The following is a 24,183-nucleotide window of genomic DNA, read 5'->3' as shown; positions in this document are numbered from 1 at the left end:
CGAGGAAAAGGCTACTCACCAGGTTCTGCGGATGGCGACGGAGCTCCACTTCGACTGCGGCACGCTGGTCGCGCCCACACTGCCGGATGATGCCCGGTTGCGAGCGCTCTTCCAGAAAGATGCCCGTACGGGCGTGTACCGCGCGGCGGCGTGGCGCTACCGGGAGGCGGTGCTGCGCCTGCGGGAGCTGGGAGAGCCGTACGAGGACCGGGCCAAGCGCTTCGAGCCGCTGGAGCTGGGGCTGACGGTGCCCATCGAGCCCTTCCCCTACCAGCGGGAGGCGCTCGAGGCGTGGAGGCAGGCCGGGAGCCGAGGCGTGGTGGAGCTGCCCACGGGAGCGGGCAAGACGCTGCTGGCGGTGCTGGCGATCGCCCAGGTGAAGCGGCCCACGCTGGTGGTGGTGCCCACGCTGGACCTGATGGCGCAGTGGCAGGGGGTGCTGACGAAGCACCTCGGCGTGGCGGTGGGGCTGCTGGGCGGAGGAGTGAACGATCGTCAGCCCATCACCGTGACGACGTACGACTCGGCGACGGCGCAGACGGAGTTCCACGGCAACTGCTTCGGGCTGCTCATCTGTGACGAGTGCCACCACCTGCCGGCGCCGAGCTACCGCTTCATCGCGGAGGGCTCGCTGGCGCCGTACCGGCTGGGGCTGTCGGCGACGCTGGAGCGCACGGACGGAGGCGAGCGCATCATCGAGGAGATCCTGGGGCCTCGGGTGTACCACGCGGACATCCGCGAGCTTCAGGGCCGCTACTTGGCGCCGTATGAGGTGAAGCGCATCGAGGTGCCGCTGCTGCCCGAGGAGAAGGCGCGGTACGACGAGGCGCGTGCGCGCTACGTGGGCTTCCTGAGGAAGAATGGAATCTCGCTGTCGGCGCCGGAGGGCTTTGCCCGGTTCCTGGCGCAGAGCCAGCGCAGCGACGAGGGCCGAGCCGCCTACCGAGGCTATCGCGAGCAGCGGCGCATCGCGCTGACGTCCACGGCCAAGCTGGACGTGCTGTGGCACATCCTCATGAAGCACCGGGAGGATCGGGTGCTGGTCTTCACGGACGACAACGAGACGGTCTACACGCTGGCGCGGAGGCTGTTGCTCCCAGCCATCACGCACCACACGCCGGTGCCCGAGCGCAAGACGCTGCTGTCGGCCTTCGCGAGCGGGGAGCTGCCGGTGCTGCTCACCTCGCGAGTGCTCAACGAGGGCGTGGACGTGCCGGAAGCGAGAGTCGGAGTGGTGCTCAGCGGCAGCGGCAGCGTGCGCGAGCACGTGCAGCGCCTGGGGCGAATCCTCCGGCAGCGCCCGGGCAAGCGCGCGCTGCTGTACGAGGTGTGCTCGGCGCAGACGGCGGAGAGCGGCATCAGCGAGCGGCGCAGACAACACCGCGCCTACCAGGAGGGTGAGCCGTGCTGACGCGCGACCTGCTGCTCTTCCGGGTGCGCGAAGGCAAGCTGCGCCCCTCCTTCATCAAGCGGGAGGATCCGGAGCTGCTGGCCCTGTCCACAGAGCTGATCTCCCAAGTGGACGGAGCGAAGGGACAGACGCGGGACGACGTGGAGGAGGACCTGTCGCTGAGAGCCGGAGCCTTCTCCCGTCCGCGCATCGCCCGGGGGCTGGTGAAGCTGCTGCTGGACCGGGCCCTGTTCGACGAAGCCGCCGAGGGCGTGGCGGAGAGCCGCTGGGAGCGCTTCCAACTGGCGGCCAGGGTGCTGCGCGAGCTGCCCGCGGATGCGAGCGTGGAGGCCTACGAGGCCCGGCTCACCCAGGCCCTGCCCGCGCCGCTGCCCGAGGTCCGCGAGGCCCTCTACGTGGACCTGCCAGGAAACCGGAGGCTGCTGGGTTGGGAAGCCCTCACCCCGGCCGAGCTGCTGGACCGCTACAACCTGGCGCTCGCACAAGGCCCACTGCTGGGAGCGCGGCGGCTCACCTTGCGGGCCCGCTCGCCGGAGCTGCTGCGGGTGCGCAAGCTGCTGCGCTGGCTGAAGTTTTGCCGGCTGGTGGCGGAGGTGCGGCGGGACGGCGACGACTGGGCGTTGGAGGTGGAGGGCCCGGGCGCGCTGCTCTCGCTCCAGAAGAAGTACGGCCTGCAGCTCGCCAGCTTCCTCTCGGTGGTGCCGGTGCTGGAGCGCTGGGAGCTGATGGCGGAGGTGGAGGCCAGCGCCCGGCGGCGCGCGGTGCTCGTGCTGGACCACAGGGATCCGCTGGTGTCGCCGCTGCCTGGCGCGCTCGGCCACATTCCCCCGGAGGTGGCCACCCTGGCCGAAGGCTTCGAGGACGCGGAGTGGGAGATGGATCTCACCCCGCTGCCGCGCCACATGGGCGCCTCCGGACTGTGCGTGCCGGACCTCACCTTCCGTCACCGGGAGAAGCGGCGCGAGGTGGCGCTGGAGCTCTTCCACGCGTGGCACGCGGGGCCGCTGGCGCGCAGGCTCGGGGAGCTGCGCTCGAGGCCGGATCCCGGGCTGCTCCTGGGAGTGGACCGCGCGCTGGCCCGAGGCGAGGAGAAGGAAGCCCTGGAGGCCCACCCCCAGGTGGTGCTCTTCAACGGCTTCCCGTCCGCGCGCCGGCTTCGCGAGCGCCTGGCCCGGCTCATCGAGGAGCCGAAGCCAGCGGGAGCGTGAGCCCACCCGGGTGAGGCTCAGCCGCCGTTGCTGCCGCCGCGGCCGTTGCGGAAGTTCGCGGCGAGGACGCTGAGCAGCCGGATGGAGCTGCGGTCGAGCTGACGGGCCCGGCGCATGAGCCGGCGCAGCTCGGCGGGCTCGCCGGCGTCGGAGGGCGGCTCACCCACCCACTTCACGTCCTGCGACGGCTTGAGGCCGAGCGCCTCGTCCGCGGAGATGGAGAGCACGACGCAGAGCCGGCGGAAGGTCTGGATGCTCGGCAGCATGTGGCCGCGCTCCAGGCGGCCATAGACTTCGCTCGCGATACCAATGCGCTCGGCGACGTCTGCCTGCGTGAGATTGAGGCGCTGTCGAGCGAGGCGTGCTGCCGCTCCGAGCCTGGAGGCGAGGGTCTTTTCCATGTTCGTGAACCCAGCGGGTTTGCATATGTCGATATGACTTGCAGGGTTGGCTTCCAAGAACTCGGCGGGTAGGCTTCATTCGATGTGACCGTGCAGGTCACATGGTTCAAGGAGGCGTGTTCGGCATGGTTGGGAAGAAATTGCCCTCGTTTCTCTTCGTGGATCAGGACCCGATGTGGCTGGCGGCGATGCGGCGCGCGAGCAGAGATCTGCCAGGTCCCAAGCACTTCGCGCACAACGCCGAGGAGGCGCTGGGGCTGATGCAGGCCCACGAGCCCGCGGTGCTGATCAGCGGCTACGGCCTGCCGGAGCTGGACGGCTTGAGCCTGCTGGAGCGAGTCCAGCAGCAACACCCGCACGTCGCCTGCGTGCTCCACACGGCCCATCCGCCGAGGACACTGCGAGGCGGCCGCGGCATCGCGCTGGTGGAGAAGGGCACAAGCCCCGGAAACCTGCAGGCGGTCCTGAGCGCGCTCTGGGTGGCGCTCACGGGCCAGCTCCCTTCGAGCTCCGGAACGGCCTGACGAGCGGAGGTGCCGTGGGGCCGGAGCGCCCGGCCCTTCACGTCACGGAGCAACCCAGCGCAGCAGGGTCCTCTCCACGTCTTCACGCAGCGCGTCCGGCGCGGAGTGAAGGAAGAAGTGCCCACCCGGGATGAGCTGGATCGAGCAATCCTGGGTGCTGTAGTCCCGCCACGTCTCCAGGGCCTGGGGTGAGGGCTGCGAGTCTTCCCTCCCTCCCCAGATGGCCATGGGCACGCAGAGCGGGGCCTCCTCGGAGTGGGTGAGCGTGTCCATCATCTCGAAGTCCGCGCGCACCACGGGCAGCAGCAGCTCCATCAGCTCCCGGTGGGCGAGCACCTGGGGAGGCGTGGCGCCCAGCCGCCGGATCTCGGCGATGAGCTCTTCGTCCGAGAGGGTATGAGCCCCTTGGGGCCGGCACAGCTTGGGCGGCAGGCCCGCGGCCATCATCATCCCCCGAGGGGCCGGAGCGCCGGAGCGCCGCAGCCAGTGCGCCAGCGCGAGCGAGATGGCCGTACCCAGGCTGTAACCGAAGAAGGCGAAGGGGCGATCCAGCAGGGGGAGCATCGCCGGGCCCAGCGCCTCGACGAGCGTGGAGCTCCTCTTCAGGGGAGGCTCCCGGAAGCGCGTCTCCCGCCCGGGGTACTGGACGGCGAGCACCTCCACGAAGGGCCCGAGCGGCTCCGCCCAGCGATGAAGGGCCGAGGCCGAGCCTCCAGCGAACGGAAAGCAGAACAGGCGCAGCCGGGCCCCGGGCTTGGGCTTCCAGAACGGGAACCACTTCTTCAGCTCCGCGGCTCCTCCGGGCGCTTGCGCGGGCTTGGCGGGGGCACCATCGTCTCCACTGACTGGATATGGGCGAGACACTCCTGCTTCGTACCCTGCTTCCCGGCGTCCTGACTATGGGGTCCGCACCGCACTTCAAGCCCTTGCCTTCTTAGATCCTGAGATAGCGCGTTATTCGGGCGGCACTTCGCTCATTCCCGAGGCGAGCCGAAGCAGTTGGGTCCACCACGGCTCCTCGGGGGGACGGGCCTCCTGGCCCTCGCGGTCCCGGACGAGCATGCCCTCCGGGGCGACCACGGAGAAGCGAGGCCGAGCGCCAAGCGCGCCGATGAGCGCCTCCATGGTGGTCTCGTCTTCGTGAGAGAAGGCCAGGGGGCCCACGGGGTGACTGTGGGAGATCTCCGCCAGCTGCGCGCGGTGGCGCCAGATGGCCTCCCACCGCGCCCGCGAGTCGGGGAGCGCCACGGGACTGGTTGACGCATCACTCCAGAGGATCCGGCCTTCGAGATCAATGAGGAAGCAGACCTCGCGTTGCATCGGGAAGCCCTCACGCATGCCGCAGGATGACGAGGCGGTCGGTGTCGATGGCCTCCTTGATGACCGAGGGCAGGCTCTCGAGTGTCACGAGGTTGTCGCTCGGGGGGTGGCCCAGGCAGATGCCGGAGTCCACGACCTGGAGCGTGGCCATGCTCACCACGGAGATGAAGCGCTCGTCCATGAAGGTGAAGATGACCTCCAGGTTGCCATTGCCGAGCACCCGGGCGCTGCGCATCCGAGCCCCGGCGGCCTCCAGCGCCAGCTCGGCGCGCGCCATCGCGTCCTCGGCCCAGCGCCTCGGCTGCCTCCTCGGATCCACCGGCTGGGCCTGCTCCTGGACGGCCTGCCGCGCCCGGTCCACCAGCTCCCGGCGCATGCGCAGCTCCCGCATCTCGCGCTCGGCCAGCGCCCGCTCGGCGGCGAGGGCTCGCAGCGCCCGCTCCGCCTCGGGCCGTCCCAGCTCGGCGACGCGGCCCAGGTGGGGGCGAAGCTCCGCGGGCGCGGCGGGAATGCCGATCCGGCGTGACTCGGCCTCGAGCACCGCGTAGGCAAAAGCCGCGCGCAGCGTGGCGGGCACACCTTTGACTTGGGCTAGGGCTGCGTCCTCCTCGAGCGCACGCCGCGCGGCCTCCTCGGCCTCGCTCTCGAAGTCGAGCGAGTCGAACAGCAGCTCTCCCGAATACCAGCGCCGAGCGCGGCAAGGGGCGAGCCGAGGAGGCTCCTCTTCGGGAAGGAAGTGGAGCCGCTCGGCGATGGAGCCCTCGCGCACCAGCCGCTCCCCCACGAGGTGCCCGCGCACGGAGGGCAACGACTCCAGGGCCTCGGGCTCGGCGGGCCCCAGCGGAGTCGCCTCGCGGCCCTTGATGCGGAACCGGTACCAGCCCGGAGCCTCGGGCTCGGTGGGAAGCCGCAGCCGTCGATCAGCGGCATGGAGGAAGGCGCCGCCGAAGTACGGCAGCACCCGCTCCTCCTCCTTGCCCAGGAACTTCCGATAGTCCACGCCTGCCTCCTACGCGGTGGCGCTCTTCGCCACGGCCCCCGTGGGCGTGAGCTGGAGCAGCGGCGTCCGCATCACCCGCTCCACCCAGCCCGACTGCGGAGCGGCGCCAGCGGCCACCGGCGCATCCAGGAGCGCCTTGAGCACCCGAGGCACTTGGTAGGGATCATTGAAGCTGTCCACGGACACCTCGCTGAAGGGCACCTTGAGCTGGTGGGCGGCGCTCTTCACGGTGCTGCCTCGCGCGTGCGAGACCGAGACGAGCATCGCCAGCGCCGCCACGGAGTAGCCGCATTCACGGAAGGCGCGTGCGAGCTGATCACCGGCCTCCCCCGCTTCATCACCCACCACGATGACCACCAGCCGGGCCTGCTGAGGGAACGCGACCCCGGCCTGGTGCAGCGCGCGCACGGCGGCTCCGTGCATGGTGCCGCCGCTGGCCTTGATGTCCTTGAGCATGTGCTGGACCGCGGTGCGCGACGGCGCCTTCGGCTTGAGCACCGTGCCCACCGTGTCGAAGGTGGCGATGTGCAGCTTGTCCAGCGGGAAGCCCGCGAGGATGCGCGTGAGCGCCTCCTTGGACTGCTCGATGGCACCCTCCATGGAGCCGGACTTGTCGATGAGGAACATGATGCGCACGTCCGCCTCGGTCGTCGCCTCGGAGACGGCCTTGCGCGCGGCGTTGTCGGCCGCCTCCTCCAGCTTCTCGCGCAGCTCCTTGTTGCGGACGTTCTTCGCCACGTTGAGCGCCCGCTGATCCGTGGACTCGGCGACCGCCTTCTCCCAGCGAGCGCGGATCTCCGGCTCGGCCATCAGCCCCAGCTCCTCCAGCGTGGGCGTCAGCAGCCGCAGGTCCCGGTCAGACAGCGACGGCAGCAGCACCACCATGATGGCGGGCGTGAGCCCCACGTCCTTCGGCAGCCGGCCCACCACTTCCTTATAGGAGAGCCTCTGCGACTCGATGGCCTCGCAGATCTCGGCCTCGGAGAGCCCATCGAAGCGCTCGCTCTTCGCCAGCTTGAGATCAGTGAGCCCCACGCTGCGGTGGCCGCCCGCCGCCTGCTTCTGCTTCCAGCCGAGGATCTCGAAGAAGGCCTGCGACTCGGGCTTGTACCCTGCCTTGCGGGCGATCTTCTTGATGGTCTCCTTGAAGCCCGCCTTCACCAGGCCCGTGAGCATGGCCGGGTTCTTCTCGCGAATCGCCAGCCACTTGGTCGCCGCCCGCTTCCACCGGCCGAGCGGAGGCTTCTTCGAGCCCGGGTCAGCGAAGCCAGCCTTGCGGTTGAGCGCGGCGATCTCGGGCGTCTCCAAGAGCTCGGCCACGCGGAGCACTCCCTTGGGCGTGAGCATGCGCGTGGACTTCTTCTCGTAGTGCAGGAGCATGGACTCGCCGATGGAGCGGAAGTCATCGTCGTGGAAGGCGACGGAGCCATCGTCCTCGCGCACGGGCTGGCCCGAGCGGCTCTGCACCAGCATCAGCGCGGCGCAGGCCACCTTCAGATCGCGCCACTCCGTCTGGGTCAGCGCGTACGAGGAGAAGTGCGCCATCAGGTCCTGGTTGAGCTGGTAGATCTCCAGCAAGCGCCGGTAGAGGTTGACGGCGGCCGGGACGAAGAGGCCGGGGGGCACGCGCGCCGCGTTGGCGGGCCCCGCGACGCCTCGCTTCCTGGGAGCGGGCTGCCAGACGTTGCGGACGTTGAGGCCAGGGCGGTTGTGCCACAGGTGCGCCGAGGAGCTCAGAATCAGATCGAGCAGCTTCTCGGCGGGGCCCAGCTGGGCCTCGGGGAGCAGCGGCGGGTTGCGCGGGGTGTTCATGGGGTCCCTCCGAGAGGGAGTCTCCCCGAACACAGCTTGCCGCGCGACCCTTTCTGCCGCCGCAGGGATGAAAGAAGGATGCGCCCGAGTGAAGAAGCCCTGTTTTTAGACTCGCGCTCTACCCTCTGAGCTATCTCCCGGCATGGTCGGGAGAGCCGGATTCGAACCGGCGACATCGAGTTCCCAGTGCTTGTATGGCCTCTTCGGCCGGACGCGAATTCGTCAGAAAAAATTGAAACGCCCGAGTGGGGAAGCCGATTGACGTCTCGAGTCGTAATCGAGTGCCTATCCATTAGGCTATCCCGTCATATGGTGACGGGAGTTGGAGTCGAACCAACATGAGGGCTTGTATGGCCTCTCCGGCCGGGCGCTTCAAAAGCGTTCGCGAGCTGCGCGGCGTTTCGCCGTCACCTCGCCTATGCCCACAAGGACGCGGCGGCGGCGGCGGGCCTGACACGGCATTTTCCCCTCCAATTCAGGTGGGTTCCGGGAACCAAGGAAGTTCGTCCCCGCCCAGGTGTGTTACGAAGGGATACGTCATCGAGCGGAGTGGGACCGCGCTGGGATTCGCCCCGCGACGGCTCATGCTCCAGCGGTGGCCCCTTGGTGGCGTGAGAGCGGGTGGACGTTGTCGCAAGCGACGAAGGTGAAGTTCCTGGAGTCGGGGCCCTTTCACCAGAGCCTCAAGGCCAGGGTCGAGCAGTACCTGGCAGCAAGCGGGCGCTCGCCGCGCGATCTCCCGGGCATGTACCTCAAGTCGGCGGCGATCCTCGGCTGGTTCGTGGCCTCCTATGCCTGGCTCGTCTTTGGAGCGAAGGGGCCCTGGGGCGCGATGGGAGGCTGCGTGTCGCTCGGGCTGGCGATGGCGGGCATCGGCTTCAGCGTCCAGCACGATGCCAACCACGGCAGCTACTCGGAGCGGCGGCTGATCAACCGCCTCTTCGCATGGACGCTCGACGTCCTCGGCGGCTCCTCCTACGTGTGGAGCTGGAAGCACAACATCTTCCACCACAGCCACCCCAACGTGATGGGGCTCGATGAGGACATCGACATCCAGCCCTTGTGCCGGATCGCTCCAGGCCAGCGGCTGAACGCCGCCCACCGCTTCCAGCACCTCTACATCTGGCTGCTCTACGGGCTCCTGCCGGTGAAGTGGCACTTCATCGATGACTTCAGGAACCTGCTCAGCGGCCGGATCGGCCAGCAGAAGATGCCGCGCCCCAGCGCGTGGAAGCTGGCTGGAGTCCTCGGTGGAAAGCTCCTGTTCTTCGGCTGGGCCTTGGTGCTGCCGGCGCTCCTCCATCCCCTTTGGATGGTGGCGCTCGGCTATGCGCTGACCTCGCTCGTGCTCGGGGTGACGCTCTCCACCGTGTTCCAGCTGGCGCACTGCGTGGAGGAGGCGGAGTTCCCCCAGGTGCCGGAGGACAGCAACACCTTCCCGCGCGACTGGGCCGTGCATCAGGTGGAGTCGACGGTCGACTTCGCTCGGGGAAGCCCGCTGGTGAGTTGGTATCTGGGCGGGCTCAACTTCCAGGTGGAGCACCACCTCTTCCCGCGCGTGAGCCACCTGCACTACCCGGCGCTCTCGCGCATCGTCGAGGAGACCTGCCGGGAGCACGGCGTCCGTTACCGCTCGCAGCAGAGTGTAGGCACAGCGCTCAGGAGCCACGTGCGCTGGCTCAAACGAATGGGGCGTCCTGCCCTGGGAGGTGCGGCATGAGTGACGAAACCGCGGAGAAGACTCGCTTCGGGCGTGCGCAGAAGTTCCGGCTCTCGCCGAAGGGCGCCGAGGCCATGGCGGCGTACGTCATCATGGTCAAGGAGGCCCAGAACGGCTCGGGGCGCGCCCAGTTCGATGCGGCCCGGGCCGGGTGGGGAGCGCCTCGCGGAATTGCCCCCGAGGATGGGCTCTTCCTCGTGGAGTTCGGAGAGAGTGATCGGACGCTCCCGGAGGCGGTGCGCAACCTCGAGGGCTGTGGCACCACGGCCAAAGAGGTCAAGGCGGCCGTCAAGCGGCTGCTGGAATGCGGCATGCTCGAGCCAGTGCCCGCCCCGCCCCCGCCCCCGGCGCCTCAACGCCGCTATTGGTAGTAGCTTGCGGGGAATGAAGAACGGGATCCTGTCTTGCGTCTTCCGTGTCACCTCGGTGCTGACGATGTGCCTCGCCGCTGCGCCAGCGAGAGCCGCCGAGCCCCATGTGCTCAAGCAGTTCGAGTTCGACAAAGAAGGCGGTTGGGACTACCTGACGGTCGATAGCCAGGCCCGGCACGTCTACCTCTCGCATGGCAGCCATGTGCTGGTCGTCGATGCGGACTCGGGAAAGCAGATCGGCGACATCCCGAACACCCCTGGGGTCCATGGAGTGGCGCTCGCTCCGGAGCTGGGGAAGGGCTTCATCAGCGATGGCCGCGCCGGAGACGTCACGATCTTCGAGCTGGAGTCCCGAAAGGTGCTGGGGACGGTCAAGGCCGGTGAGAACCCCGACGCCATCCTGTTCGATCCCGCCTCGAAGCGGGTGTTCGTCTTCAACGGACGCAGCCACGACGCCACCGTCATTGATGCCGCGACCCACGCGATCGCGGGGACGCTCGCGCTGGGCGGCAAGCCCGAGTTCGCCGTGACGGATGGCCAGGGGCAGGTCTTCGTCAACCTCGAGGACAAAGCCGAGCTGCTGGCCCTGGATCCCAAGAAGCTGGCCATCACGCACCGGTGGCCGCTCGCGCCCTGCGAGGAGCCCACGGGGCTGGCGCTGGACGCGGCGCACCGGCGCTTGTTCGCCGGGTGCAGCAACAAGCTGATGGCGGTGGTCGACGCGAATACCGGAAAGCTGATCACGACCCTGCCCATTGGAGCGGGCGTGGATGGCACCGCGTTCGATGCGGACCGGCAGCTTGCCTTCAGCTCCAACGGAGAGGGCACGCTCACGGTCATCCATGAGGACTCGCCCGAGAAGTTCAGCGTGGTCGCGACCGTGAAGACCGAGCCTGGAGCTCGCACGCTGGCGCTCGATCCCAAGTCCCACCACATCTACCTAGTGACGGGCCCCCGCAAGGGCGAGACGGGCACCTTCAAGCTGCTCGTCGTCGGAACTGAATGAACGTCTCTGCGGGCTGTGGCGGCCCATGCCGGATGGCCGCTCACCCGCCAAGAGGCCTCGGAGCGGCTCTCGGGGCGGTGTTCCCGCCTGCTGGCTGTTCAGTGGGGATAAGCCCACGTTGACGCAGCAGGCAAAGCGGGCCAATTAGGGATCCCCATGGAGATCTTCAAGGAGTTCACCTTCCAGGCAGCCCACCGCCTCCCCAACGTCCCTCCGAGCCACAAGTGCCACCGGCTGCACGGCCACACCTTCAAGGTGGCCCTCCATCTGCGCGGCCCCGTGCAGGAGCCCTACGGATGGGTCATGGACTTCGCCGACATCGGCCAGGCGTGGGAGCCGCTCCACCAGCAGCTCGACCACCACTTCCTCAATGAGGTGGAGGGCCTGTCCAACCCCACCAGCGAGAACCTCGCCCGGTGGATCTGGCGCAAGCTGCGCCCCACCTTCCCCATGCTCTGCCAGGTGGTGGTGCACGAGAACACGACGTGCGGCGCCATCTACCGCGGCGAGGATGATTGACGAGCCCAGGTCCTAGGGCCCGGAGCTCCTAGGGACCGTGCGGCCCCCGCGTGGTGCGGCTCAGCGGAGTCACTCAAAAACCCGCGCAGTTACGTGTTTTGTCGCCAAACCGTATTAAGCCGGCTTTGGGTGCGACACGTGTAATTTGACGTGAAACTTTCAGGCCTGACGTGTATCGCCTTGAGGCACTCCGCCCCATTGCTGCGTATGGGATTGAGTTTTCGAGGTATTTTGCCCCATCTCCAGCAACTCCCAGGGCGGCTCACGCCTGTGAGCCGGCGGCGTACATGCACGCTATGCTAGAATGTCGCGATTTAGTTTGTATTAGCGTTTAGACGCGAGTTATAACCGCGCCGCTTATCCCCCGAAGCCCTGGAGTTCCCCTGATGCGTATCCGTTCAGCGGTCGTAGGAGCTGTGGCCGCTGCGTCGATGCTTGGCGCGGCTTGCGGTACCCCCGAGACTACCGAGAGCGATCCGGCCGCTCTCGATCTGCAGCAGACCAGCGAAGCCCTGCAGGTGAAGAACGCGATGGGCCTCGGCGCTGACCACTCCCTGGTTGCCCGTGGCAGCCTGAAGGACGAGCTGGGCCAGACCCACACCCGCTACGAGCACCTGTATCGCGGCGTCCGGGTTTGGGAGGGTGACACCGTTGCTCACAACGTGGCCGGCCTGACGACCGTCACGGGTGACTCGCACCCCAGCATCCAGGTCAGCACCACCCCGCGGCTGACCGCGGAGGATGCGCGCTCGATCGCCCACGCGCTGCTGCGTCCCCAGGGCCCCTACGCGCAGGTCCCGTCCGCTGAGCTGATCGTCTATCCGCAGGTGGTGGAGAAGGCCAAGCCCACCAAGCTCCGCGGCGCGCTGGGCGAGCTCAACGCCGTCGACATGGAGCGCGTGGTGACGGGCTACACCCTGGCCTACCACGTCCACACCGCGCTCGAGAACGACGCCGAGACCCGTCACGTCGACTACATCATCGACGCGGCCAGCGGCGACGTCCTCAAGCAGTGGGACTCGCTGGAGACCACCGCCGCCACCGGCACCGGCCTCAGCCAGTACAGCGGCTCCGTGTCGCTCAACACCAACTCGCTCACCGGCGGCGGCTGGGAGCTGCATGATCTGGTGCGTGGCATGAACCAGACCACGTACAACCTCAACCACGCCACGAGCGGAACCGGCACCGTCTACACCGACTCCGACAACTCCTGGGGTGACGGCGCCAACTACGTCGAGGGGAGCTCCACCACCGCGGCCAACGGCCAGACGGCCGGCGTGGACGCGCACTTCGGCGTGGGCGCCACCTACGACTACTACAAGAACGTGCACAACCGGAACGGCATCAACGGCGCCGGCAAGGCCACCTACAGCCGCGTCCACTACAGCAACAGCTACGACAACGCGTTCTGGGATGACACCTGCTTCTGCATGACGTACGGCGATGGCTCGTCCTTCACCACGCTGACCTCCATCGACGTGGCCGGCCACGAGATGACCCACGGCGTGACGGCCAACAGCGCCAACCTCACCTACTCGGGTGAGTCCGGCGGCCTGAACGAGTCCACCTCGGACATCGGCGGCACCATGGTGGAGTTCTACCGCACCGGCCCCGCCGGCGGCACGACCGTGCCGGCCACGGGCGGCAACTGGCTCATCGGCGACCAGCTGAGCGCCACGCCGCTGCGCTACATGTACAAGCCGAGCAAGGACGGCAGCAGCCCTGACGCCTGGTCCAGCAGCGTTGGCAGCCTGGACGTGCACTACTCCAGCGGCCCGCACAACCGCATGTTCTACTTCCTGAGCCAGGGCTCGAGCAGCAGCTCGACGAGCGACTTCTACAGCTCCTACCTGCCCGCCGGCATGACGGGTATCGGCAATGATCACGCGGCCCGCATCGGCTACCGCGCGCTCACCGTGTACGAGACCTCGAGCACCAACTACGCGGCGGCTCGCACGGCCTACATCAACGCGGCCACGGACCTGTACGGCGCCACCAGCCCTGAGGTCACCGCGGTGCAGAACGCCTTCGCGGCCATCAACGTCGGCGGTGGCGGTGGTGGTGGTGGTGGTGGCGGTACGTTCGCCAACGGCGGCTTCGAGAGCGGCGCCACCGTGTGGACCTCGACCGCTGGCGTGATCAACAACGACAGCACCCTGGCGCACGCGGGCAGCTGGGAGGCCTACCTGGACGGCTACGGCACCGCGCACACGGACACGCTGTCTCAGTCCTTCACCGTGCCCTCCACGGCCACCACGCTGACCTACTGGCTGAAGGTCACCACGTCGGAGACCACGACCACCACGCAGTACGACAAGCTCACCGTGACGCTGAAGAACAGCGCCGGGACGGTGCTCTCCACGCAGACCTACAGCAACCTGAACAAGAGCACCACCTACGCGCAGAAGAGCTTCAGCGTCACCGCGTACCGCGGCCAGACGATCTCGATCAACTTCAGCGGCGTCGAGGACTCGTCGCTGGCGACCAGCTTCTTCGTCGACGACGTGTCGGTGCAGTGAGCCAGCACGGCGGCGCTTGATTCAGAGCGCCGTCGTCTGATTCAGAACGGCCGCATGGGTTCGCCCATGCGGCCGTTTCGTTTTTGCCGTGCGCTCTTCCGCGCCCTGCCTGTCAGGCGTCCGCGAGCGGCGGCAGGCCCGGCGTCACCCTCACCTGCTCGAGGGTCAGCCGGACGCTCTCCCAGCATCCTCCGCCGGGAGGATCGCGCGGCAGCAGGGGCTCCAGGGCCGCCCCGCTGCACCAGCCCACGCACTCGCCGCCGCTGGCCTCCACCCGGCACACCAGCAGCCGCCAGCGGGGATCTCTCAGGCCCACCCGCGCCTCGTTGCGGCTGAGGAAGAGCTCCTCACGCAGTCCGCGGATGGCCTTCACCTCGATCCGCCAGGGCCCTGCCTCCAGCGTGGGCACCACCAAGTCATAGCCGAGCTGATCCGAGAGGAGGCTCACCCGGCGCACCGCTGCCGCGAGCTCCGGCCGGCCCAAGCGCTGGAGCTCCTCGCGGAAGAGCCTCACTGCCACCTGCTCGCCCGTGTCGCCCAGCGCCCGCGCCTGCTCCTGATCAAAGCGGCGGCCCAGGGTCAGCAGGAAGGCCTCGCGCTCCTCCGCGTCCATCAGCAGCTCGTGTAGGTTGCGCACGTCCTCATCCGGGATCAGCTCCTCCTGCAGGCCCGGGCCCCGAGTGGCGCCGGGCAGCCAGATGGGAGGGCACTGCTGCAGATAGCGAATGAGCAACAGCCGCAGCCCCTCCTCCGGCGGGAGCGCGCACAGCTCCAGCAACTCGGGCGCGGGGACCAGCTGGGAGGCCTCGAGGGACAGCAGCCCACTCTCCAGCAGCAGGCCCTCGCCCCGCTCGAGATCGTCCGGGGTGTACAGGCCGCTCGTGGGGAGCGCTCGATAGGCCCCTCGGGCCGCGCTCACCGAGGTCCCCGAAGCTCCCATGCACCCTGCGACGAGCAGCGCCGAGCGCAGCAGAAAGCCGCTGGGACACCCGCGGCCGAACCGGGTCACTTGTCTCCTCGGAGGTGGGCGAAGAGGGCGACCAGATCCTCCTCGCTGTCGAGCGCGGCGCCGTAGTCGTCGTCATCCGGCAGCGCCATGGTGCGGATGTCGGGATCGTCCAGCATCGTCCCGAGCCGCTCCGCCTTCTCTCCGACGCGGCGATCCACCACCTCGTCAATGGTCCCCTCGCTCACCAGGAAGGTGATGCGCGTCTCCTGGTCAGGCCCCAACCCGAGGCGATGGATGCGATCGACGCTCTGGAGGTACTGCCCGGCGTTGAAGGTGCGCTCCAGGTACACCGCGTCGTGACACCAGTGGTGCAGGCTGATGCCCTCGCTGGTGGCGGCGGGGTTGGCCAGCAGCACCGCGCAGGAGGGCTCTTCGCGGAAGCGGGCCAGCTCCTGCTCGCGGGTGCGCCCGGAGCCCGTGGCGCTCTGAGCGGGAGGAATGCCGCCGTGGATGACGGCGGGGTTCAGCCCGGCGAACTGCCGCTCGAGGATCTGGAGGTTCCGCACGAAGTGGGTCCAGACCAGCGTCTTGCGGCCGAGCCTGGCGTTGTCGCGCACCAGGCGGGCCAGCTCCACGAACTTCCGCGGCGTTTCATAGGTGCCATAGTCCGCCAGGAGCCTGGGGAGCGGAGAGCCCTCGGGGATGCTCAGCGGGGGATGCCGGAACTCGAGCGGATCATACTCGGAGGCGCCGACGGCCAGCAGGGCCGGATTGGTGGCCGCCTCCAGCAGGTACATCACCACCTGCCCCATCTGAGCCAGATCCAGGCGTGCGCGGCGCTCGAGGGGGAACTGGCCATCGTACTGGTCGCGCAAGGCCTTGTAGATCTGCGCGTGGATCTTGCCCATGGGGACCAGCAACACGTTGAACTGGGGCGCTCGCAGGCCCAGCTCCCGCTTGGTGGTGCGGGCGAAGAGCGGGGCAATCGCCCGGGCCACCTGGGCTCCGGCATCCGGCGGAGGGTTTCGGCTCAGCGCAGCCGCGGGCAGCAGGCGCCGGGCCTGCCCGGGCCAGAGGAAGTTGAAGAGGGCCTCCAGGTCTCCCGTCCCCTGCGGGGCAGGAGTTCCCGTGAGGATGTCCCGCCGCGCCGCGAGCTGAGAGAGCCGCAAGCAGGCGGCGCCCCACTGCCCCGCCTGGCCCTTCTTCATCCGGTGGGCCTCATCGAGGATGAGGTGGGCCGGCCGTGCGCTGAGCCACGCGGACAGTGACTCCATCGAAGCGGCCAGGCGCTGGTAGTTGATCAGCAGCACCTCGCAGTCGCCGGGGATCGGCCCCCCGCCGTACCGATGGACCCGCGGCGGAGGACGGAGGCTCGCAACCGCCTCCTGCTCCCAGGCTTCGAAGGCCGAGAGCGGCGCCACGACAAGGAGCCGAGCCACTCGGCCCGCCACGCGCTCCGCCTCGTAGATGGCATAGGCCACAGTGGTCTTCCCGGCGCCGGGCACGGAGAAGTTGGCGCCGTTGCGCAGCGAGAGGAGGCGGGCGAGATCCCTCCGCTGGAAGGGGCGCAGTTCCCGGAAGAAGCGCGAGCGCTCCAGGCGAGCGGCCGCCGCGCCCTCATCCTGGGGCTGCGGGGTGCTCAAGCTCTGCCGCAAGGCCTGCTTCTCCGCGATGGCGGCGCGCAATAACTCCTTGCAGCGCTCGTCCCACTCCACGCTCACCCCGTGCAGTTGGCAGGTGGGCTTCAGCCAGTCCAGCCGGGACAAGAAGAGCTCGAGGGGTGTTTCGAGCACGTCCGCGGAGTAGCGCCCGCTCGTCCCCCACTCCGTCTGCACTCGCAGCCAGAAGTCCTCCGGGACATCAGCCCCGCGCTCCACGGTGATCGCAGCGGGCGAAGGATGGGAGCGAATGCGGATGCTTGGCACGCTAAGCGTCCTCCACGCGTTTCCGCAGCGCATCCACCGCGCGGATCAACGCCTGCATCTCCGTCCGGAAGGCCTCCTGATCGAAGGTCTGCCGGTGACGGGCCTGCTGCCAGAGCTCGGACGCCTTGCCCATCAGCTTGGTGGCTTCGCGGATCAGACGAGACGGGGCCTCGTCGTCGTTCTCGCGTTTACGATCCGCCTTGAGCTCCCCCACGGCGGTGTCCATGGCAGTGCGCACGGAGTCAACCAGGTGCTCGCGTGGAACCCTCTCATCCCCCAGGACGAGCTCCTTGTCTCCGACCGTGGTGGCAAGCAGCTGGAGCAGGCTCTGCGGGTCGAAGACCGCCGTGGAGGGTTTGTCCTCGAGCGCGTCCAGCAAGTCCAGGCCAGCGGGGGTGGGTTGCACCGAAGCCGCCTGGACGATCTTCTCGAAGTGATGCTTGAGGAGGAGGTTCTCCTGGAGCGTGTTGGGCAGGTAATCCCGGAGGAAATCCTCGCCGACCTCGCGCAGCTCTCGGTAGCCCATCTTGACCATCAGCCCCACGAGCCGGGCGTTGCGCATCCGGAGGGCTTTGTCCGGATCACGCGTCCGTTGATCCTCGTACTCCTTATCGAGCTCCAGGAGCGCCTGCTGGGCATCATCGAAATAGGTGAGAGGCACCTTGTCGCTGCTCAGCTTCTGCACTTCCCGGATGATGGTCAGGATGCGCAGCAGCCGCCGGACCTGACCTTCCGGAGAGGTGCGCCCGCCGGAGCCCTCCTCATTGAGCGCCAGCCGGGCAGCGATCTCCTTCTCCGAGTAGCCGCTCCGGTGGAGCTCGTGGACGAACAGGAGCTGGTTGGTGAAGGTGTACTCCTGCCGGTAATCCTTCTGCATCTGCAAGGAGAGCTCGACCTGTTGGATCTCCTTGTCCGTGGCGTCCGAGGGCAGCACCGCCACGCGGATGTACTTCTCCCCGAGCTGGCGCATGGCCACGCACCGGGTGTTGGCGTTCACGAGCAGCCCGGCGTCGGTGACAACCCCCGCCTCGCGCTGCTTCCGGGCCTTGAGGTCCTCCTTGAGCTTGGCGAAGCCCTCGGTGCGCGAGAGGATCTCCGCGATGATCTGCTGCGCCTCGTTCGAGAAGGGGTTGTTCCGGACGATGGCGCACTGCGGGTGGGACTCGAGCTGGGACTGGATGCGGTGGCTGCGGGGGTTGAGGAGGACGGCGTCGATGTTGATCTCGATCACCGGCGCGTCGATGAACCCGGTCTTCCACTCCAGGTGGAGACGCTCGCCATCCTTCTTGAGCGCCTTGAGCTGAGCCTGGATGAGTTTGCGGCGAGCTTCTTCGGTCATGGAGCCTTCCCCCCGAGCGTGGCCTGGATGTCATCGACCAGGGCCGTGATGGATGAATCGTTGTAGAGCCTGCCCTGGAACGCCTGGATCAGCTCCGTCGTCTCGTTCCGGTCCTTCCAGCCTGGGCCCGCGACCAGGATGGCGCACGGCAGCTGCGTCTGCGTTGGCGCCCGGCGCAGGCGGCCAATGTTCTTCCGGGCAGTGCCGCCATCTCGCGCCACGGACACGGCGATGGCGTAGCGAGGCTGCTTCTGGCCATCCAGGACCACGAGGCCAATCTCGCCGGCTCCGCCCGCCAGCCGCTTGACCTCGATGGGGCGGATGTCTCCTCCCAGCCGAGTGGACAGCCGGTACTCCAGGCCGCAGGCCTTCAGGGCGGAACAGATCCGGGCGGCCAGGGAGGACAGCACCAGGTTCGACGTCGCGTTGCGGTGCACCAGCCAGGCACTGCCCACCTGCCGCTGGAGCAGGAGCAGCTCATAGGGGACGCCCTCGCGGCGCAGCTTCTCCACCCGCTCCCAGCCGGGCTCGTCCAGCAGCTCGATGGGGCGAGCGGGCCCCGCGCCGGGAATGTCCGTCTGCTCCTGGCCCCGGATGATGGTGTTGATCACCTCCCAGGCCAGGCTGATCTGGGCCAGCGTCCAGCGTGAGCTGGGCTTGGCTGGAATGTCTTTGCCCAACCGATCCTTGAGGTCTCGCCAGCTCAGCCCCGCGATGGCGCAGAGCACCTCGATGGTCATGGGCGCCTCGCGCTGCGCGGCGAGCACGGAGTTGGGCTCCAGGTTGCCCAGGTTGCCACCCGGGGCCTTGCGGGCCAGCACATCGAGCGTGGCCCTCCAGCTCGAGGGTGAGGGGAGCTGATCCAGCCCGAACAGGATCTGGGCGGTATCCAGGCTCGAGGTGGCCACCTCGCGGGCCAGCCGCGCGATGGCGTTGTCACATCTGGGCGGGGGCGGATCGAGGGAGAGCAGGGCGCGGAGCACCTCCTGCGGCGCGTGGCCCGCCACGAGCGGATGGCCATCAGCGATCCATCCCACCGCGTCCTGAGCATCCCCCCGCGAAGTGGCCTGCCGCAGCACTTCCTCCGGGTTCATCCCCCTTTTTTTATCCTAGGGACGGTGCCCACGGAAAAAACAAAAGCCCTGGAGTTTCAGCGGAAGTCCGCGAAGCTCCAGGGCTTTCGAATGGTCGGGGAGACAGGATTTGAACCCGTGGACGAGGGGGGCCCTAACCCCGCGACGGCACACGCCTTTCGCTGGATCGTGAGTGAATCCGGGCACTTCGAGTCCACGGTAGTCTCCCGTCAGTCTTCCCCGGTCTCTGGCGTCTCCTCCCGTCTTGGAGACATGTTGGAGACGAAGCCAGGGGACAGCACTGCCCCCCGTCACCGAACGTTCATCCTGCGACGCCTGGGAGCCGTGGCTCCTTGACTAACCGCTGCGGTGGGTATTTCTGGGCATATTCAGCACCTTACTACCCCACCCTCACCCACATTTCCGCCCATCAGCTCTTAACGACGGAGTCCTAGCAATGCCGCTGCGTCCCTGCCTGCCGAGGTGGCTATGAGCATCAAGGCTGATGCCGACGATATCTACTTCGCGTCGCGGCCCCACGAGAGGCAGCTTGCCCAGGCCCTCGATGAGGGCTTCGATGTCACGCACGGGCGTGTCGAGGGTGACCTCGGTTACTGGCTCGCCGAGCCCAAGGCGGGTTTCCGTGAGCGCTTCGGCTTCGACCAAGAACTCCTGGTCATTTACTCGCGGCACCACATCACGGACGCCCGTGTCCTAACCACGCTTGAGTCCCTCGTGCATTCCAGTGTCCTCAAGCACCGCGTGGACAAGGTCGTGGCACTGCTGATTCACGAAGGGGACGACAAGGCGGTGAGGGCGCTGCTCAGCAAGCAGACTGATCGCGTCGTGGTCCCGATGCTGGCGACGGAACTGCTGGACAAGACGCGGGGACCGCTGTTCCTGCGCTCCCGCATTGCCGAGTGGGTCGGCGATGTCGACCTCTTCTCGTTCTCCTCGCCCATCAACGCTGATCAGTACTTCTTTGGGCGCGACGAGATCGTGAACGAGATCGTGACCCAGGTTAGCCGGCGTCACCAGAACCTTGGCCTGTTTGGGCTGCGGCGCACGGGAAAGACGTCGGTGCTGTTTGCCGTAGAGAGGCGGCTCGACGCGGAGGATTCCAAGGTCCTCGCCGTGTACGTGGATGGGCAGAACCCCGGCATGCACTCCGCCCGGTGGTGGGTGGCGTTGCAGAACATCGCTGAGAGTATGAAGGATGCGCTGTTCCAGAAGAAGCGCCGGACTGCCGCACTTAGCGGCGACTACAAGGAGGACACTGCAGGCACCCGCTTCGCCCGGGATGTGCGCACGATCATCAACACCGGTCAGCTCGACAGCATCGTGATCATGGTGGACGAGATCGAGTACATCACCGCAGGTGTGTCAGGTCGGCTCGGGCTCCACTGGGACTCCGACTTCTTCCCGTTCTGGCAGACCTTGCGTGCCGTACACCAGGAATCGAAGGGGGCATTCTCCTTCATCGTGTCCGGCGTGAACCCGCGCGTGACCGAGGCCGAATCCTTCGGGGGACAGCGCAATCCCATCTTTGAGTTCGTTACCACCAAGTTCCTGCCGTCACTAACGCACGAGCGGACTCGGGAACTGGTCCGCACCACCGGTCGCTATTGCGGCCTGAAGTTCGATGAGGCCGTCTACGCCTACCTCCACACGAGTTACGGCGGACACCCCTACCTGACTCGGCTGGCATGCAGCGTCGTGTGGTCGCGGATTGATCGCCGCAATCCCCAGACCCTCGCTGTAGTGAACGTGTCATCATTCGCTGCGTGCGCGGACCAGATCAGGCAGCGACTCTTCAACCCGATGCGCGACATCCTGCTGTCGCTCGTGTGGTGGTATCCCGAGGAGTATGAAATTCTCCGCGTCCTCGCCGACGGCGATCTGAGTTTCTACCGGGAGTACTGCGAATCAAACCCGACGCTTAAGCGAAACTTCGAGGCGTACGGGCTCGTCGATGGAAACGGACAGTTCGGGATCGGAGCACTTCAGTCGTTCTTGCAGCGCTATGGCTCTGAGTTCAAGGCGCAGATCGGCCCGTTCACGCGCGGCGACATCCCACCGGCCATGCTGCCCAATGTTCCCGACCTCGATGTGTTGTCCAAGTTGTTCGAGCGCCGCGTGGACACAGAGGTCGGGCTGCGGCGAGCTGTGATGGTCTTCCTCGGCGTGGCGAGTGGCTTCGACCCAGGCAAGCTCGCGAAGAAGATGCTGGAGGGTCTTCGCAAGACGTCGGAGCGCCCTCGTCCCGAGGATCTATTCGTCGGGCGTACGCCCAAGGAGGTCATTGAGGATCTGTACCTCTTGGACCTGGGCACCATCATTACGACGCACTGGGAGACGTTCAAGAACCTCTTCGACAACGACCGTGGACGCTTTCAGATGAACCTGGACGCGATCAACGTCGCGCGGCGAATCGAGGCGCACACAAAGAGCCTCAACGATACGGAGATCGACGCCTTCACCAACAGCTACGAGTGGTTCCGACAGCGGCTGGCCAAGGTTCCAAGCTGAGCGGCGCAGGAACTACTGCCGCCGAGTGCGCGCAGGCTACCGATGCGGCCCCTGGGCTTCGGTAATTCTCCTCTCCTTGGCGGGATAAGAGCCGAGGAACAGGCTTCGTCCCCGTACCTGTCATGGTACGGGCGATGCGTGATCAGTCGGGCGGGAAGGGGGTGAACGCCGTGCTGAGCGCCGTGAGGAAGCTGGTGGCCTCGACACTCACCCGGAGGATGACGGCTGCCGTCCTCTTCGCGCTGGCCGAGCATCTTCGGCAGCGGGTGAGACACGGGCCGTAGTGCCCGGGGAGGAGTCCTGTTGCGGATGTAGCGGGACTCCTCTTGCCTTTGGAGAAGGTCGCATCGTCGAGGTGCGGCCTTCACTACTCACCCCAGGAGGAACCGCACGATGCACAAGGCCATCAGCTTGAGTGCGGAGCTGGCGGAGATCAGGAACGCCGTCGAGGGGGCTCGCTTCCTTGCGGATGAACTGGCCACAGGCGGCCTGGAGGATCGAAAGCGCGAGCTGCAAGCCCCACTCACCATCTCGGCCATCCTGGTTCTGGTGGAGCTGCGGCTCCATCAGGTCGAGCGCGTGTTGCGGGGGGAGGAAGACCCGCTGCTGCTGTGGGCTCCGCACAACGACGTGTCCCCCGGGGTTGCAGCAGTCCTCCGAGTCGGTGCGCAGGACGATTGCCACGGATCTTGCTCCTAAAATCCGGGCTAACTGGAGCGCCAGCCTCCGCGCCAACTATGCAGACACGCGGGCGGTATGCGCCCACTATACGGAACTTCTTCAGCGCCTCCGCGAATGCAGCGGCATGCCCTCGCTGTAGGACGGAACGGCTTCCCGTCATTCTCGAAGACGCCTGCCGGGCACCGGTATGGCCACATACTTCTCGGTCGGGGCGTGCAGGAGGCATCGGCCACGGAAGCTCCACTGCCCCCGCTTGTTGCTAGAGCCGAGCCCTCGCCGCTTGCTGCTGGTTTGCTGCTGGAGAGTGACGGGGAAAAGAGAAAGGCCCAGGAGTCCTCGCGAAAGTCCGCGAAACTCCTGGGCCTTTTATGGTCGGGGAGACAGGATTTGAACCTGCGACCCCTTGGTCCCGAACCAAGTGCTCTACCAGGCTGAGCCACTCCCCGATATGTACGCCCCCTGCCGTGTACGACACTCGGGCCGACAGAAGTGGCGGCGGATGTACCCGACCCACCCGGCTGAGTCAACGCCTCATCATCACCTTTTCGTCCCCTTCTCAGCCCTTGATAGCCCGGGGTCCCTTTACACCCACGGGGCCTCGCCCACCCGCCCGCTTCTCCTCCAACCCCTCGAAGTTGCTCGGGTTGAGCTTGGGAACGCCCTTTGCTGGGCCCTGGCTCATGACCGAGCCTCTGATCCTGATCTCCGATGATGAGCCCCTGCTCGTGTCCGCCCTGGCCCGCGAGGGACGCCGATCAGGGCTGACCTGCATCACCGACACCACCGCCGACAACGTGCTGGAGCTGGCGCGCAAGCACCACCCCGCCGTCATCATCCTGGACATCTACCAGCGGCGCGATGGGAGGGACCTGCTCACCCAGCTCAAGCAGGATCCGGAGACTCGCGACAGCAAGGTCATCATCCTCAGCGCCGTCGAGGATCAGCACATGCGCCACCAGTGCTTCGCGCTCGGCGCGGACGCCTATGAGGTGAAGCCCTTCAACGTCACCTTCATGCCTCGCATCGCCCGGCTCGTCGCCGAGAGCCAGCGCCCGGCCCCCACCGCCTGAGCCCTCGCGGGGACGCGCGGCGCGCCCTACCCCCGCTCAGCGGCCGGACGCAGGGAGCGGATGGCCTGGGCGTAGTCCTTCGCGCCGAACACGTACGAGCCCGCCACCAGCACCGTGGCGCCCGCCTCCAGCACCCGCTGGGACGTCTCCGCGTTGATGCCGCCGTCCACTTCGATCTCCACGCTCAGCCCTCGCGCGTCGATCATCGCGCGCAGCCTCCGCACCTTGTCCACCGTGGACTCGATGAAGCTCTGGCCCCCGAAGCCCGGGTTCACGCTCATCAGCAGCACCATCTCCACATCGCCCAGCACCTCCTCCACCGCCGACAGCGGCGTCGAGGGGTTCAGCACCACCGAGGGCCGCGCGCCCACGTGACGGATGTGCTGCAGCGTGCGGTGCAGGTGGGGGCACGCCTCCACGTGCACCGTCAGCAGGTCCGCCCCCGCCGCGGCGAAGGCCTCGAGGTACTTGTCCGGCTCGACGATCATCAGGTGCAGATCGAGCGGCCGAGTCGCCACCCGCTTGATCGCCTCCACCACCACCGGGCCAATGGTGATGTTGGGGACGAACCGGCCATCCATGACATCTACGTGAATCCAGTCGGCGCCCGCGGCCTCCACGGCGCGGACCTCCTCCGCCAGACGGCCGAAATCACAAGAGAGCAGCGAGGGCGAGATGAGGACGCGACGGCTCATGGTGGGCTCGCTTCATAGCCGCTCCGGGTTTCCAGCGGTACCCGGCCTTCCTGGCATGTAGGCCGTTAGATACCCTGCTCTCCCAGCAGAGAGGCGGCCAGGCACGCCGCC

22 protein-coding genes and 2 tRNA genes are annotated in these 24,183 nt (G+C 67.5%); 12 read left to right on the top strand and 12 right to left on the bottom strand.

Features of this window, described 5'->3' with window-relative positions:
• Positions 1–31 precede the first annotated feature (31 nt).
• Complete coding sequence (locus ACJ8AT_RS38580; RefSeq protein WP_407742989.1) at positions 32–1,411, top strand: DEAD/DEAH box helicase family protein; 1,380 nt, start codon at positions 32–34, stop codon at positions 1,409–1,411.
• Entirely contained in the window at positions 1,405–2,619 is a 1,215-nt protein-coding gene (locus tag ACJ8AT_RS38575; RefSeq protein WP_407742988.1) for a DUF790 family protein, read from the top strand. The genes ACJ8AT_RS38580 and ACJ8AT_RS38575 overlap by 7 nt, the downstream gene beginning before the upstream one ends.
• Positions 2,620–2,636: 17 nt before the next feature.
• Here the strand turns inward: ACJ8AT_RS38575 and ACJ8AT_RS38570 are convergent, their stop codons facing one another.
• Positions 2,637–3,020 (bottom strand): helix-turn-helix transcriptional regulator, encoded by a 384-nt coding sequence (locus ACJ8AT_RS38570; RefSeq protein ID WP_407742987.1) that lies wholly within the window; start codon positions 3,018–3,020, stop codon positions 2,637–2,639.
• A gap of 125 nt (positions 3,021–3,145) precedes the next feature.
• On the opposite strand from ACJ8AT_RS38570, the gene ACJ8AT_RS38565 reads away from it, so the two are divergent.
• Positions 3,146–3,544, top strand: a complete 399-nt coding sequence (locus ACJ8AT_RS38565) for a response regulator (protein WP_407742986.1) — start codon at positions 3,146–3,148, stop codon at positions 3,542–3,544.
• Positions 3,545–3,586: 42 nt separating this feature from the next.
• Here ACJ8AT_RS38565 and ACJ8AT_RS38560 read toward each other — a convergent pair whose 3' ends face one another.
• The 5 genes from ACJ8AT_RS38560 to ACJ8AT_RS38540 form a co-directional block, all read right to left on the bottom strand.
• Entirely contained in the window at positions 3,587–4,408 is an 822-nt protein-coding gene (locus ACJ8AT_RS38560; protein WP_407742985.1) for a thioesterase II family protein, read from the bottom strand.
• A 90-nt stretch (positions 4,409–4,498) separates the two neighbouring features.
• Entirely contained in the window at positions 4,499–4,864 is a 366-nt protein-coding gene (locus ACJ8AT_RS38555) for a hypothetical protein (protein WP_407742984.1), read from the bottom strand.
• A gap of 10 nt (positions 4,865–4,874) precedes the next feature.
• The gene (locus ACJ8AT_RS38550) at positions 4,875–5,864 is read right to left on the bottom strand and encodes a hypothetical protein (protein WP_407742983.1); all 990 of its coding nucleotides are present in this window, start codon (positions 5,862–5,864) and stop codon (positions 4,875–4,877) included.
• A gap of 9 nt (positions 5,865–5,873) precedes the next feature.
• Positions 5,874–7,676 (bottom strand): vWA domain-containing protein, encoded by a 1,803-nt coding sequence (locus tag ACJ8AT_RS38545; RefSeq protein WP_407742982.1) that lies wholly within the window; start codon positions 7,674–7,676, stop codon positions 5,874–5,876.
• A 310-nt stretch (positions 7,677–7,986) separates the two neighbouring features.
• A tRNA-OTHER gene (locus ACJ8AT_RS38540) sits at positions 7,987–8,093 on the bottom strand.
• A gap of 211 nt (positions 8,094–8,304) precedes the next feature.
• Here ACJ8AT_RS38540 and ACJ8AT_RS38535 point away from each other — a divergent pair.
• From ACJ8AT_RS38535 to ACJ8AT_RS38515, 5 genes are all read left to right on the top strand, one after another.
• Entirely contained in the window at positions 8,305–9,396 is a 1,092-nt protein-coding gene (locus ACJ8AT_RS38535) for a fatty acid desaturase family protein (protein WP_407742981.1), read from the top strand.
• A complete protein-coding gene (locus ACJ8AT_RS38530) occupies positions 9,393–9,767 on the top strand; it encodes a hypothetical protein (protein WP_407742980.1) in 375 nt (124 codons plus the stop codon). The genes ACJ8AT_RS38535 and ACJ8AT_RS38530 overlap by 4 nt, the downstream gene beginning before the upstream one ends.
• Positions 9,768–9,780: 13 nt before the next feature.
• Positions 9,781–10,773, top strand: a complete 993-nt coding sequence (locus tag ACJ8AT_RS38525; protein WP_407742979.1) for a YncE family protein — start codon at positions 9,781–9,783, stop codon at positions 10,771–10,773.
• Positions 10,774–10,923: 150 nt separating this feature from the next.
• Positions 10,924–11,292: a 6-carboxytetrahydropterin synthase QueD gene (gene queD / locus ACJ8AT_RS38520; protein ID WP_407742996.1), complete on the top strand. Its 369-nt coding sequence runs from the start codon at positions 10,924–10,926 to the stop codon at positions 11,290–11,292.
• 386 nt (positions 11,293–11,678) lie between these two features.
• A complete protein-coding gene (locus tag ACJ8AT_RS38515; RefSeq protein ID WP_407742978.1) occupies positions 11,679–13,811 on the top strand; it encodes a M4 family metallopeptidase in 2,133 nt (710 codons plus the stop codon).
• Between the two features lie 112 nt (positions 13,812–13,923).
• Here ACJ8AT_RS38515 and ACJ8AT_RS38510 read toward each other — a convergent pair whose 3' ends face one another.
• The 4 genes from ACJ8AT_RS38510 to ACJ8AT_RS38495 are packed head-to-tail and all read right to left on the bottom strand — an operon-like array spanning position 13,924 to position 19,118.
• Positions 13,924–14,820, bottom strand: coding sequence for a protein NO VEIN domain-containing protein (locus ACJ8AT_RS38510; protein ID WP_407742977.1), 897 nt, complete (start codon positions 14,818–14,820; stop codon positions 13,924–13,926).
• Complete coding sequence (locus ACJ8AT_RS38505; protein ID WP_407742976.1) at positions 14,817–16,685, bottom strand: DEAD/DEAH box helicase; 1,869 nt, start codon at positions 16,683–16,685, stop codon at positions 14,817–14,819. Before ACJ8AT_RS38505 ends, ACJ8AT_RS38510 begins: the two co-directional genes overlap by 4 nt.
• A gap of 1 nt (position 16,686) precedes the next feature.
• Positions 16,687–18,024, bottom strand: a complete 1,338-nt coding sequence (locus ACJ8AT_RS38500) for a hypothetical protein (RefSeq protein ID WP_407742975.1) — start codon at positions 18,022–18,024, stop codon at positions 16,687–16,689.
• Positions 18,021–19,118 (bottom strand): hypothetical protein, encoded by a 1,098-nt coding sequence (locus ACJ8AT_RS38495; protein ID WP_407742974.1) that lies wholly within the window; start codon positions 19,116–19,118, stop codon positions 18,021–18,023. Before ACJ8AT_RS38495 ends, ACJ8AT_RS38500 begins: the two co-directional genes overlap by 4 nt.
• A gap of 468 nt (positions 19,119–19,586) precedes the next feature.
• Here ACJ8AT_RS38495 and ACJ8AT_RS38490 point away from each other — a divergent pair, with 468 nt between their 5' ends.
• From ACJ8AT_RS38490 to ACJ8AT_RS38480, 3 genes are all read left to right on the top strand, one after another.
• The gene (locus ACJ8AT_RS38490; RefSeq protein WP_407742973.1) at positions 19,587–21,626 is read left to right on the top strand and encodes a hypothetical protein; all 2,040 of its coding nucleotides are present in this window, start codon (positions 19,587–19,589) and stop codon (positions 21,624–21,626) included.
• Positions 21,627–21,760: 134 nt separating this feature from the next.
• Positions 21,761–21,910: a hypothetical protein gene (locus ACJ8AT_RS38485; protein ID WP_407742972.1), complete on the top strand. Its 150-nt coding sequence runs from the start codon at positions 21,761–21,763 to the stop codon at positions 21,908–21,910.
• 109 nt (positions 21,911–22,019) lie between these two features.
• Positions 22,020–22,325 (top strand): hypothetical protein, encoded by a 306-nt coding sequence (locus tag ACJ8AT_RS38480; protein WP_407742971.1) that lies wholly within the window; start codon positions 22,020–22,022, stop codon positions 22,323–22,325.
• A gap of 351 nt (positions 22,326–22,676) precedes the next feature.
• Here the strand turns inward: ACJ8AT_RS38480 and ACJ8AT_RS38475 are convergent.
• Positions 22,677–22,753: transfer RNA gene (locus ACJ8AT_RS38475), tRNA-Pro, on the bottom strand.
• 234 nt (positions 22,754–22,987) lie between these two features.
• On the opposite strand from ACJ8AT_RS38475, the gene ACJ8AT_RS38470 reads away from it, so the two are divergent.
• Complete coding sequence (locus ACJ8AT_RS38470) at positions 22,988–23,377, top strand: response regulator (protein WP_407742970.1); 390 nt, start codon at positions 22,988–22,990, stop codon at positions 23,375–23,377.
• A gap of 26 nt (positions 23,378–23,403) precedes the next feature.
• On the opposite strand, the gene rpe is transcribed toward ACJ8AT_RS38470, so the two are convergent.
• The gene (gene rpe, locus ACJ8AT_RS38465) at positions 23,404–24,072 is read right to left on the bottom strand and encodes a ribulose-phosphate 3-epimerase (protein WP_407742969.1); all 669 of its coding nucleotides are present in this window, start codon (positions 24,070–24,072) and stop codon (positions 23,404–23,406) included.
• Positions 24,073–24,183 lie beyond the last annotated feature (111 nt).

It is taken from the genome of Hyalangium sp. (genome assembly GCF_045802625.1).
In the GTDB taxonomy this organism is placed as follows: Bacteria; Myxococcota; Myxococcia; order Myxococcales; family Myxococcaceae; genus Hyalangium.
The sequence above is the reverse complement of the archived record's forward strand: the minus strand, read 5'-3'. Positions and strand labels throughout refer to the sequence as shown.

Excerpts from the sequence above, each read along its gene's own strand:
- ACJ8AT_RS38580 (WP_407742989.1), top strand. The coding sequence starts at position 32 with ATGGCGACGGAGCTCCACTTCGACTGCGGCACGCTGGTCGCGCCCACA.
- ACJ8AT_RS38570 (WP_407742987.1), bottom strand. The coding sequence starts at position 3,020 with ATGGAAAAGACCCTCGCCTCCAGGCTCGGAGCGGCAGCACGCCTCGCT.
- ACJ8AT_RS38565 (WP_407742986.1), top strand. The coding sequence starts at position 3,146 with ATGGTTGGGAAGAAATTGCCCTCGTTTCTCTTCGTGGATCAGGACCCG.
- ACJ8AT_RS38555 (WP_407742984.1), bottom strand. The coding sequence starts at position 4,864 with ATGCAACGCGAGGTCTGCTTCCTCATTGATCTCGAAGGCCGGATCCTC.
- ACJ8AT_RS38545 (WP_407742982.1), bottom strand. The coding sequence starts at position 7,676 with ATGAACACCCCGCGCAACCCGCCGCTGCTCCCCGAGGCCCAGCTGGGC.
- ACJ8AT_RS38530 (WP_407742980.1), top strand. The coding sequence starts at position 9,393 with ATGAGTGACGAAACCGCGGAGAAGACTCGCTTCGGGCGTGCGCAGAAG.
- ACJ8AT_RS38525 (WP_407742979.1), top strand. The coding sequence starts at position 9,781 with ATGAAGAACGGGATCCTGTCTTGCGTCTTCCGTGTCACCTCGGTGCTG.
- ACJ8AT_RS38515 (WP_407742978.1), top strand. The coding sequence starts at position 11,679 with ATGCGTATCCGTTCAGCGGTCGTAGGAGCTGTGGCCGCTGCGTCGATG.
- ACJ8AT_RS38500 (WP_407742975.1), bottom strand. The coding sequence starts at position 18,024 with ATGACCGAAGAAGCTCGCCGCAAACTCATCCAGGCTCAGCTCAAGGCG.
- ACJ8AT_RS38495 (WP_407742974.1), bottom strand. The coding sequence starts at position 19,118 with ATGAACCCGGAGGAAGTGCTGCGGCAGGCCACTTCGCGGGGGGATGCT.
- ACJ8AT_RS38490 (WP_407742973.1), top strand. The coding sequence starts at position 19,587 with ATGAGCATCAAGGCTGATGCCGACGATATCTACTTCGCGTCGCGGCCC.
- ACJ8AT_RS38485 (WP_407742972.1), top strand. The coding sequence starts at position 21,761 with ATGCGTGATCAGTCGGGCGGGAAGGGGGTGAACGCCGTGCTGAGCGCC.
- ACJ8AT_RS38480 (WP_407742971.1), top strand. The coding sequence starts at position 22,020 with ATGCACAAGGCCATCAGCTTGAGTGCGGAGCTGGCGGAGATCAGGAAC.
- ACJ8AT_RS38470 (WP_407742970.1), top strand. The coding sequence starts at position 22,988 with ATGACCGAGCCTCTGATCCTGATCTCCGATGATGAGCCCCTGCTCGTG.
- rpe (WP_407742969.1), bottom strand. The coding sequence starts at position 24,072 with ATGAGCCGTCGCGTCCTCATCTCGCCCTCGCTGCTCTCTTGTGATTTC.